The organism is Hyalangium versicolor (genome assembly GCF_020103695.1).
GTDB lineage: Bacteria > Myxococcota > Myxococcia > Myxococcales > Myxococcaceae > Hyalangium > Hyalangium versicolor.
Window position 1 is genome coordinate 106,694 of sequence record NZ_JAHXBF010000034.1, and the last position, 10,419, is coordinate 117,112.

8 protein-coding genes are annotated in these 10,419 nt (G+C 64.2%); 5 read left to right on the forward strand and 3 right to left on the reverse strand.

Annotated elements, in window-relative coordinates; translation table 11 throughout:
• The first annotated feature begins 119 nt into the window (after positions 1–119).
• Positions 120–1,157 carry a jacalin family lectin gene (locus KY501_RS45595; protein WP_224371083.1) on the forward strand — a complete coding sequence of 346 codons (1,038 nt, stop codon included), beginning with the start codon at positions 120–122 and terminating at the stop codon, positions 1,155–1,157.
• A 90-nt stretch (positions 1,158–1,247) separates the two neighbouring features.
• Here KY501_RS45595 and KY501_RS45600 read toward each other — a convergent pair whose 3' ends face one another.
• The gene (locus tag KY501_RS45600; protein ID WP_224371085.1) at positions 1,248–3,302 is read right to left on the reverse strand and encodes a secreted glycosyl hydrolase; all 2,055 of its coding nucleotides are present in this window, start codon (positions 3,300–3,302) and stop codon (positions 1,248–1,250) included.
• 159 nt (positions 3,303–3,461) lie between these two features.
• Positions 3,462–4,190 (reverse strand): CTP synthase C-terminal region-related (seleno)protein, encoded by a 729-nt coding sequence (locus KY501_RS45605; RefSeq protein ID WP_224371087.1) that lies wholly within the window; start codon positions 4,188–4,190, stop codon positions 3,462–3,464.
• Between the two features lie 155 nt (positions 4,191–4,345).
• Here KY501_RS45605 and KY501_RS45610 point away from each other — a divergent pair, with 155 nt between their 5' ends.
• Positions 4,346–5,725, forward strand: a complete 1,380-nt coding sequence (locus KY501_RS45610; protein ID WP_224371089.1) for an ELWxxDGT repeat protein — start codon at positions 4,346–4,348, stop codon at positions 5,723–5,725.
• A complete protein-coding gene (locus tag KY501_RS45615) occupies positions 5,722–7,185 on the forward strand; it encodes an ELWxxDGT repeat protein (RefSeq protein WP_224371091.1) in 1,464 nt (487 codons plus the stop codon). The genes KY501_RS45610 and KY501_RS45615 overlap by 4 nt, the downstream gene beginning before the upstream one ends.
• A gap of 53 nt (positions 7,186–7,238) precedes the next feature.
• On the opposite strand, the gene KY501_RS45620 is transcribed toward KY501_RS45615, so the two are convergent.
• Complete coding sequence (locus KY501_RS45620; protein ID WP_224371093.1) at positions 7,239–8,504, reverse strand: alkaline phosphatase family protein; 1,266 nt, start codon at positions 8,502–8,504, stop codon at positions 7,239–7,241.
• Positions 8,505–9,061: 557 nt separating this feature from the next.
• On the opposite strand from KY501_RS45620, the gene KY501_RS45625 reads away from it, so the two are divergent.
• Together KY501_RS45625 and KY501_RS45630 are read left to right on the forward strand one after the other, a co-directional pair.
• Positions 9,062–9,580: a hypothetical protein gene (locus tag KY501_RS45625; protein WP_224371095.1), complete on the forward strand. Its 519-nt coding sequence runs from the start codon at positions 9,062–9,064 to the stop codon at positions 9,578–9,580.
• A 119-nt stretch (positions 9,581–9,699) separates the two neighbouring features.
• Entirely contained in the window at positions 9,700–10,254 is a 555-nt protein-coding gene (locus KY501_RS45630) for a hypothetical protein (protein WP_224371097.1), read from the forward strand.
• Positions 10,255–10,419 lie beyond the last annotated feature (165 nt).

Below are 10,419 nucleotides of genomic sequence, written 5' to 3' on the forward strand. Positions count from 1 at the left end.
GAATGGGTTTGTAGCCTTGTGGCCACCGATGGCGCGCCACCTGCAATGCCTCCCATCGCTGGCTCACCTCGCCAGCGCACCGGCAACGGTGCCTTCGCTGTCAGATGGGAGAGAACACCATGAAGTCGATTCACCGAAGCATTGGCCTGCTCACCGCCTCCTTCCTCGTGGGAGGACTCGTCGGCTGTGGCCCCGAACTGTCCGAGTCCTCCGGCAATCCCGAACCCTCGCGCGTGGAGACTCGAGCCGCGCCGCTCACCGTGGATCCCGAGATCCACACCACGCTCTCCCCCACGGGAGGTAGCGGAGGGAACGAGTTTTCGGACTCGTGCCCGGTTGGCTACGTGGGTACGGGCTTGAGCATCCGCAGCGGCGATTGGCTGGATCAAGTCCAGCTCATCTGCCGCAAGCTGAACCTCGATGGAACCCTGGGCGACACCGCCTATACGCCCGAGCGAGGTGGCTGGGGCGGATGGCCTTCGTCTGGGAGCTGCCCCGACGATCAGATCATGACGGAGGAGCTGCTTGGCGGTGATCCGTGGGCACGCCAGGTGGGCGCCCAGTGCTCGACCGCCACGCGCCTGAAGGACGCCACGGGCGGCTTCGACAGCACGCTCAGCCCGCTGGGACGTGAAGGCGACCTCTGGACCGAGGCCTGCCCGGCAGGCAGTGCCATCACCGGCATCTACGGCCATGCGGGGAACTGGGTGGACCAGGTCGGCTTCCTGTGCAGCAAGATCGACAACGTGCCGAGCCCGGCCTCCATCGACATGGGTTTCCACTTCACGCTCAGCAACGTGAGCATCAACGGCTCCATCATCCCGAGTGCCACCGTGCCCGCGGGCCAGAACTTCCTGCTCGACCTGGATTACTCCGTCCAGGACACGAACTGCCCGGGATGCTACGACCAGATCATCGTCGGCCTGGTGTCCTCGGATCCGGCGGTGCCGCAACAGCCCCTGGCGTGTGTGTACGATGGGATGCCCATGTCGGGTGACTCAGGGCACAGCCAGCTCTCGTTGCCGGCTCCCACCCAGCCGGGCACCTACACTCTCCGCGTCCACTACGGCCAGGACATCTCCTGCAACACGGCCTGGTGGACGGTGAACGGCACGCCGGGGCCCGAGACCATCATCGGTGAGATCGAGGTCCAGTAGCCTGTTGTGACAGGGGAACGGCTGAAAAGAGAAAGCCCCGAAGCGCCTGATAGCGCTCCGGGGCCTTGCTTCATCCCTTGCGGCCGATCGCTACCGCTCGCCCGTCCAGCTGTTCCCGCCACCGTCCTTGAACGAGAACGTGCCGGTGGAAACATCATCCTTCGAGATCAGGCTTCCGGAGTTTGCCCGGGAGCCGGTGATGCTCGAGTTCTTCACGGTGATCGAACCGGTGGTGGCGATCTTTCCACTCAGCGGGCTGGGCGGTGCCTTGTGCGAGTCATTGGCCGTCATGCCGACCTCGCCTGACTTCTCCATGACGATACGGATGCCGTCGAACTCGGTGTTCTCGATCCGCTGCCCCTGCGTGGTCTGAACCAGGATCCCGGAATAGACAGGGTCGATGATATCGATGTCTTTCATCCGGATGCCCTGGAAACGGATGAATGAATACGGCGCCGCCGGAGAATACGGGTTGGCTGCAAACAACCACACCGCGCCATACTTCCGCCGCGCGGCCTCATCTCCCTGCACTCCGTCATCGTCCCACCACATGCGGCCTCCGCAGCGCTCGACCGTCATGTTCTGGATGGTGGTGATCCCGGAGAACTCGTGCTGCGGCGCGAACTCGTTGTCCACGGTGATGCCCGGGTAGCGCAGGGTGTCGTAGACCACCGAGTCCTTGATCACGTTGTCGTGGCCGCCGTACACCGCGAAACCAGCGGCCCGCCAGATCAGACCCGCCGTGCAGCGCTCGATGACGTTGCCCTGGTCGGGGCCCTCGGGCTGGTGAACCCAGGGCGTCTCAGGAATGGGCGCCTTGTCCCAGGTGATGGCGGACCACATGGCGAAGGCATCGTCGCCGTTGTTTCGCGCCGTGCAGTTCACGATCCGCGAGTTGGTGGTGCCATTGCAGAGGTTGATGCCGTCCGCGATGGTGTTGCGGAACCGGCAGTCCTCCCACAGGAGGTTGTTGCCGCCCTCGACCCAGCCACCCACGATCATCCGCTCGATCCAGAGCCGCTTGAAGACCGCGTTGTTGTGCATGTAGCGGTCGAATGCGCGACCGATGCCGTCATAGCTGTCCCACGGCCAGTTGCCGATATCCGCCGCAGCCTTGTTGTAGCGCACCGTCCGGTTGCGCCAGGTTCCGAAGATGGCGAAGTCCTGGAAGGTGATGTTGTCGCCACTCAGACGGAAACCGAACTCGTAGTTGTAGCCCACCTCCTGCGTGGGCGGGGGCACGATGCGCGTGTACCACATGCCGGCGCCCTGCACGGTCAGGCCGGCGGGGACGTAGACCTTGGGCTTCGCCGGATCCACGTGCGACATCACGTAGTCGCCCGGCGGGAGGAAGATGCCAGGCTTTCCGCCCGCCACGGCGTCCTGGAGGGCCTGCACCACCGCTGCTTCGGTGAATTGGCTCACGACGACATAGCCCGCCGGGGCGGAGAGGGGCGCCGGCACGAGTTCGAGGTCCATGAAGTCGATGGTGACGGGGAGCGCCGCGGAGGCATCTGGCGAGACGAGCTTCACGACATCGCCCACCTTGATGGTCTCCTTGCCGTCGGTCGCCAACAGCACGTGCGCCTCATCGTAGATGTGGTGCGCGGAGTTCCAAGGCAGCTTCAGCCCAAAGCCCTCGTCGCTGGCGCTCGGGTTCTGGGGGAGTTCATCCACTTGTTGGCGCGGCAAGGCGTTGTGTGTCTCGGTGTTGTTCGGGCCGGTGTAGAGCCAGGCGAAATCCGAGTTCACGGTGAGCGTGCCGACCTTCGCACCATTCACGTAGACATCCAGATGGGCCTCTTTCTCGTCCGGCACGCTGTAACGCACCACGACAGCGTTTGCCTTCACGCGGCTCGTCCACTCGACGGCGTCGGTGGGACCATGCAGTGTCACCGCCTTGCGGCCCGAGGCCTCGCCGGAGAGCGTGCCCTCCAGCCACGGGCCACTGGTGGTCTGTTCGAGCGTGGCGCCACCCGAGGAAGTGCCCGACTCGGCCTCGTACTCATCCCAGGGTACGGTAGCGCCGCGGGGGACGGGGTTGTCGTCAGGATCTTCGACAGGGGGGGGCTTGGGCTCGTCGTCGTCGTTGCAAGCAGCGAGCAGAAGGCACGCGCAGATCGATACGAGGATCGGACGAATCATCGTTTGCTGGCTCCTCTTCGAGACGTGAGGCTTCACGCGCCCGGGTCACTCCGGAGGTGACAACCTCACCGGTGAGAGACAGCCTGACCATGAAATATTTCGAGGGGAATCGATAGGAATTTCTGCTCAAATGCTGTCGTGCGTCATGGACGCCGTCGCTCACGGAGCTTCGGGCCGCGACCGATGAAACTCCGTCGCGGCGCGCACGAAAGCGCGGATCAGCGGATGAATGACACCGGAGAAGGCGGAGAGCTCCGGCTGGAACAGGGTGCCCACGAAGAAGCGGTGATCCGCCAGCTCCACGGCCCGGACCGCGCCCTCTTCATCCACACCGGAGACGCTCAACGCCGAGCCTTGCAGCCGCGAGAGGTAGGTCGCGTTGAAGCCGTAGTTGCAGTGGTAGCTCTCCCGGGCTCGGGACCCTCCAAAGGACTCCGCGACGCGAGAGCCCGGTGACAGGAGGATGTCTCCCGTCACCCCTACGAGAGAGCACGACAGGGGCGCAATGACCGGCATGACCGCCTGGGGATTCGACTCGGCGTGATCAGCGCCGGTCAGGCCCAGGACGTTCCGGAAGTACTCGATGAGCGCGTGCTGGAAGCCGCCGCACGTCCCCAGAAAGGGGATGCCCTCCTCGCGGGCGAAGCGAATGGCCCGAAGCGCCCCCTCCATGCTCGCGTAGGGGCTGCCTGGAACGCACCACAGCCCGTCCATGGAGGACAGTCCCCCTTCCGCTCGCAGCGAGTCCGTGAGGAACCACCGCACGCTGATGATGCGCCCCAGCTCACTCGAGACCAGCTGGAGCGCCAACGGAATGGCGGCATGGGCCCGGACTTCCGGACTGCAGTCCCCGATGAGGCCGATTTGCGTCACATCGTCCATATCCATGTGCCTCCCTCTCTACCGAAAGCATGGCATGGGGCCTGGCCGGAGACCTACTCCTGCGAAGAGCCCCGAGTCCCGCAGCGAGGAGAGACACTCTTGCCGCGCTCGCGCTCTCTGGTCACACTGGGGTGAAGCCGCCGCGGGAGGCGCGGCAAGGGATGGCCATGATGTCCTATCGCTCCATCGTGCTCATGCTGTGCGCTCTGACGGCTGGGCAGAAGAACGCGGGTGACGAGCGCCCTGCTTGCGGACCCGTGAGGCTCGTCAAGGACATCTCGCCTGGCGCAACCTCTCCTCCCGGCGAGCTGGTTGCCGTGGGACAACAGCTCTTCTTCGTGGCGAACGATGGCAGCTCTGGCTCGGAGCCATGGCGAAGCGACGGCACGGCCGCCGGCACCCTGCGCCTCGCGGACATCTTCCCCCATCCGGACGGGCCGGCGCCCCTGGAGTTCACGCCCCTGGGGGAAACGCTCTTCTTCACGGCCTTCATCGATGGGCGTGGGTACACGCTGTGGAAGAGCGATGGAACGCCCTCGGGCACGACCCTCGTCGAGAGCGCCGACCCGACTCACCCCATCATCAAGGCAGATCTCCTCACTCCGGTTCCGGCCGCGGGGCTGCTCTTCTTCCGTGCCGGGGGACCGCGCTCCAGCGCCGTGCTCTGGAGGACGGATGGCACCCCGGCGGGCACCTTCTCCCTCGACGAGACAGACTTCGAAGGCCTTCCCCCCCCGCCGTCCCGCATGCTCGCCGTGGGCAACACCCTCTTCTTCATCGGCGGCTTTCAATCCACGTTGTGGAGGAGCGACGGAACACCCGCCGGCACCTTCCGGCTGAGCGAGGAGGATTCTGTCAGGAAGGTGTCCTCGGTCGTCGCTGTGAACGAAACCGTCTTCTTCGCGCGGTGGAACCAGCTCTGGAAGAGCGACGGGACGCCGCAGGGAACCGTCCTCGTCAAGGAGATCCTCGACACTCCCGAGGGTCAGTACATCGAAGAGCTGACCGCGGGCGATGGACAGGTCTTCTTCACCATCGAAGACAGACAGACGGGACGCGAACTCTGGCACAGCGACGGCACCGCTGCCGGCACCTCGCTCGTCGCGGATCTCCAGCCAGGCCCCGCTGGCTCTGTTCCCCTGCACCTTACGGCCATGGGGTCCACGCTCTTCTTCAGCGCCGAGGCCTCTGGCCTGGGCCGCGAGCCGTGGAGGAGCAACGGCACCCTGGAGGGGACCACCCTGGTCGCGGATCTCCTCCCCGGGCCCGCAAGCTCGGCTCCCATCGAGTTCACCGAGGTGGAGGGGAGGCTCTTCTTCAACGCCGATGATGCCAGCGGCGGTCGCGAGCTGTGGTTCACCGATGGCACGGCTCAGGAGCCGCGACGTGCGGGAGATCTGTTCCCGGGCCTGACAGGCTCGTTCCCGGCGGGGATGACGCGGCTGAGAGATGAACTCTTCTTCATCGCCTCGGACGGAACCACCGGACGTGAACTCCGCGCACTCTCCCTGGCGAGCTGCATCTCCAGGAGCACCCCATGATGGCCCGAAGCTCCGTGTGGCTCGTCCTGCTCTGCCTGGCGGCAGGGTGCAAGAAGGACCCCGTCCCCGAGCCCGTACCGCCCACTCGAGTCCGGCCCTGTGGCCCCCCTCAGCTCGTGAAGGCCCTTCCCATTGCCCCCGACGATGCCCCCCGTCAGGTCGCCGACCTGAAGGGTGCGTTCCTCTTCGCCGCCGCGGCTCCGAACACTGTGGGCAAGCTGTGGCGGAGCGACGGGACAGAGCAAGGCACAACGCTCGTGAAGTCGATCTTCGCGAACGACTCCTACTCCTGCCAGCCTCCCAAGCCGAGCTGGCCCTGTGCGCCGAGGCCGACGCTGGGCTACATGACCGTGATGGACGGGACCCTCTTCTTCCTGGCCGTCAACGCCCAGGGCGAAGGGAGCGAACTCTGGAGAAGTGATGGGACGCCCGAGGGAACGGTGGCCGTGAAGGACGTCGTCCCTCCCGCTAGCGGCTCGCGTGTGCTGAACCTGATCCAAGCGGGCAAGACACTCTTCTTCGTCTCGGAGCAGGCCAACCAGGCCCCACGGCTGTGGAGGAGTGATGGCACGCCGGACGGCACGTGGCCCCTGGACGCCGTGTCTCCGTCTCGCGAGACTTCCAGCTCGCAACATCCGTTGGCCGTGATTGGAGAGACGCTCTTCTTCGCCGCGGATGGTGGCAGCGGCTACGAGCTCTGGAAGAGCGATGGGACCGTCGAGGGGACGGTGCTCGTGAAGGATCTCGCCCCGGGCATCGCCAGCTCGTCTCCAGGCGAACTCACCGACGTGAACGGCGTGCTCTTCTTCGTCGCACAGAGCGGAACCCTTGGCCCTGAGCTGTGGCGAAGCGATGGAACTTCCGAAGGAACGGTGCTCGTGAGGGGTGGCATTCCGGATACCAACCGCTTCCTGCCGCCCGTCCACCTCACCTCCATGGGAGGCAAGCTCTTCTTCTCCGCTCACGAGGAGAGTGCCGGCAGCGAGTTGTGGAGGAGCAACGGGACTCCCGAAGGGACGTCCTTGCTCAAGGACATCTTCCCCGGCCCCACGGGTTCCGGCCCGGTCCCGGCCGGCCCCTTGAACAGCGGTCCCTACAACCTGACGGCCTCGGAGGATCGGCTCTTCTTCAGTGCCAGGGACGAGGGGAGTGGATTGGAGCTGTGGAGGAGCGACGGCACCCCCGAGGGGACATTCCGGCTCACGGATGTGCAACCCGCACAGCGCGACTCCTTCATCTACCAGCTTACCCTCGTGGGCCAGTCCGCCTTCTTCTCCGCAGCGAAACCCAACAAGAGCATCACCCCGTGGATGAGCGACGGCACGCCCGAGGGGACTGTCTCCTACGACGAACTCACCAATCCCTCTCACACGGGGACTGCGGGAACACGTTTCTACTTCGCCGCCAGCCAGGAGGGTGTGGGTGAGGGGTTGTGGAGCATCCCCCTCTGCGCCGAATGAAAGACGCCCGACGTGAACACACCCCGCCCAGGGTGCCCCTGGCGGCGGGTTGTTCAGCGAAAGAGATCCCGCCCTTCCGAGGGCAGAGAGAGCCTCAGGATTCCAGCGAGCGTCGGCGCGATGTCGCGCATGTCGATCTTCCCCAGGTCCCGAGCAGCCGCGATCCCTGGGCCCACGATGAAGAACGCGGCCTCCATGTCACGCGGGCCAGGCAGGTACCCATGCGTACCTCCTGCGTTTCCCATCCGCATCGTCTCCCCATTCAGACCGCTGCCAGCCTTGAAGCCCGGCTTGAGCGCGACGACGAACGCTGCTCCCGGAAAGCCGCCTAGCACGCTCACCGATTCACCTTCGAGCACGCGCTCGATGCCGCTGCTCGAACTGGCGGCCAGGCTTCTCAGCATCTCGCGAACACGGCCACGCGCATCCTCGTCACCCGCGTCTCGGAGCATGACCCTGGCCGAGCCACCCGAGGCCCACGCAAAGGCGCGCCACGACTTCACCTTCTGCTGCGTATCCAGTTCGATCAAACCCGCTGCACGCAGCGCGGCGTTCAGATGAAGCTCGTTGGCGGCAAGGGTATGGCCGTGGTCCGAGACCACGGCGAGCACGAACCTGCCCTGGTAGGCGCGCTCAGCGGCGGCGCGGACTTCTCCGATAAGCGTGTCCAAGCCCTCCAGCGTGTCGAATGTCACCTGACTGTAAGGCGCGGTGAGGTGCTGCTCCTCGTCGAGCGAGGAGAAATAGCCGGTCAGCAGGTGCGGTCGTTTCTTCTCGATCATCCACGAGATGAACTTCGCGCGGCGCGCATCGTCTGGGAGGAGGTAGGCATAGCCTGTCGGATAAGGACCGCAGTCCTTCTCAGCCTCGTCCAGCAGCCCGCTGGTCGAGAGTGCCCGCGCCAGCTTGTGATCATCCTGCGTCGAGGCGCGCCAGTACTGGACGATGTTGTAGCGGACGTTGGCTCCCACGCTGACAGGCCAGTCGATGCTGGCCGTCACCAGCCCCGCCTTGCCCGCTACATCCCAGAGCGTCGGGGCCTGGATGTCTTCGCTGTACCAGAACCACCCTCCCTGATTCTTGCCGAAAGGATCAAAGGGGGAGTTCATGAAGATCCCGTGCCGAGCCGGCGAGACGCCGGTGATGAGTGTCGTGTGGCTCGGGTAGGTGAGCGTCGGCGCGACACCGGTGACGCCTGAAGCGAAGGTGCCTTCCCTCACGAGGCGCCGCAGGTTCGGTACCTTCAGGTGGTGACGGTCCGCCTCCAGCACATAATCCGGCTTCAGGCCATCGATCGAGAGAAGGATGACCGGGAGCACGGAATCATCTGGCCGCGCCGGGCGTTGCGCCGACCGGGCACATCCAGCCAGGGCGAGAGAAACGCACAGTGAGATCAGCGCAGGAAGGCTTCGACGTATCCACATTCTCACAGCCTACACCCGCGCAGTCCTCGAAGTTCCTGCTGAAGAGACATCGCCGGGTAGCGAATGCACTGGCGTCGGCCGCCGAGCCTGACCTCCGGCAGCCCCACTGCGAGACGGACATAGAGGAGGGCAAAAGGGGGGTGCTAACATCCCACCCCATGCTCAGACTCCTGCAATGGCGGCGATGCCTCCTCGGCCCGGCAGTTTGTGCCGTTCTGGGGTGCTCCTCCAGAGCCCTCGCTCCCGCCCCAGAGGAGATTGATGCCGACATCGCGCGTCCTCCGCCTGGAGGGCCTCGCCTTGAGAGTATTCCAGGGCCCATGCTCGGGTCATACGACTCCTACTCGGAGGCACTGTTCGCGGCCTGCAGGAAGATTTTCACGAAGCCGCGTGCAAGCGCTGGCCGAAGGCCCCCTAAAACTGCTCTGCTCGAGGAGCAAGAGGCGTTCCATTTGCGCTGGCGCGCCGCAACGGAATATTGCGCCTGGATGTATTACACGCCAGATAATAAATACGAAATCAGCCTCCTGACTGATCAAGCAACCCCTGAGCCCACTGGAAAGGCCAAGCACTGTATTCTTCCTTCCTTCGTGGAGGATCGTCGTTACCCACCGGAGAGCATCCAATACATCGTCGTTCTTCACAATCACACCTTCGATAACCGGATCTCCGAAGATGACGTTCTCTACCTTGTGGGCCAAGGGAATCAACATGGCTTCGAACCCAAGACGAAAGATCCCGAGCGGCGTCTTGCCCTTGTCGCGTTCTTCTCGAACGGGCACGAAAATCCGACATGCGACGGTTTCTATGCATACACGCCCTATACCGGCAGGTTCTTGAAGTGGACCCGAAATGGCAAACAATGGAGTTGCACACAGACCCACGTCGTCAAGTGGTTGTCCAGTGACTCATTGAGTGCTCCCACCATCAAGGAAGAGAAGGCCCGCTGCCCTACGGTGGGTGCTCTATGAGAAGTCTGCCACTCCTCGCCGTTCTTGCTCTCGTCACTTGCGCGCGGAGTCCAGCACTCCACCCAGCGCCGCAGTATGATGAATCCATCCAATTCCCGAAAGTTTTTGAGTCTGGAGGGATGCGGCTCGGCCGGTCCGACGAGAAGCTTCTCATCGATGGCCCGATAGTCCAAGCCATGATGATTGCAGCCCGGGACTTCATCCCTTCATATGATGGCCACAATCCCTGCTGGAGCAGACCCAGGGATTTCCTCTACGAGGTCATCCGCCAGGAAAATATCATTTTTGTTCAAATTTCCCCGGACTACGCCTCCGAGGAGTGCGCGCTCAAGGCCGCTCCCTTGGACTGGAGTGCCAAATACGCCATCAGCATCGATGGTCGCATCCTCAGGCGGGTAGACAGCGATGAACCCGAGGAGCTTCCCTCCCCCTCGATCCCCGATGCAGGCGAGAACGAAGATGCAGGCAGCGGGCAACTCTATGAGCTCAGTGATCTCGATCGCATGGACATGGCGCCCGCCGAAGACCCGCCCTTCTTCACGCGTCCAGAGTGGCAAGCCCAGCACCCCTGGCCTCCGTCTCGTAAGCCTCGCCCCCCCTCGTTGCCTGATGGAGGAGTTCCCGATGGAGGCGTCCATTCGGATGGCGGCTCTCCAGCAACTCCCCCCGGATAACAGGGCAGGTGCTGTCGAACCCAGGATTGGAGCCATTCTCGCTTAGAGCGCCTAACAAAAGTCAGGATTGAAGGCGACGGAAGAGCATCAGGCAGCAGCCCAGGACGAGGAGGCCGAAGTGGACATCGTCCCGTCGTTCGTCGCGTACGCGCAGGCGGCGCTGCT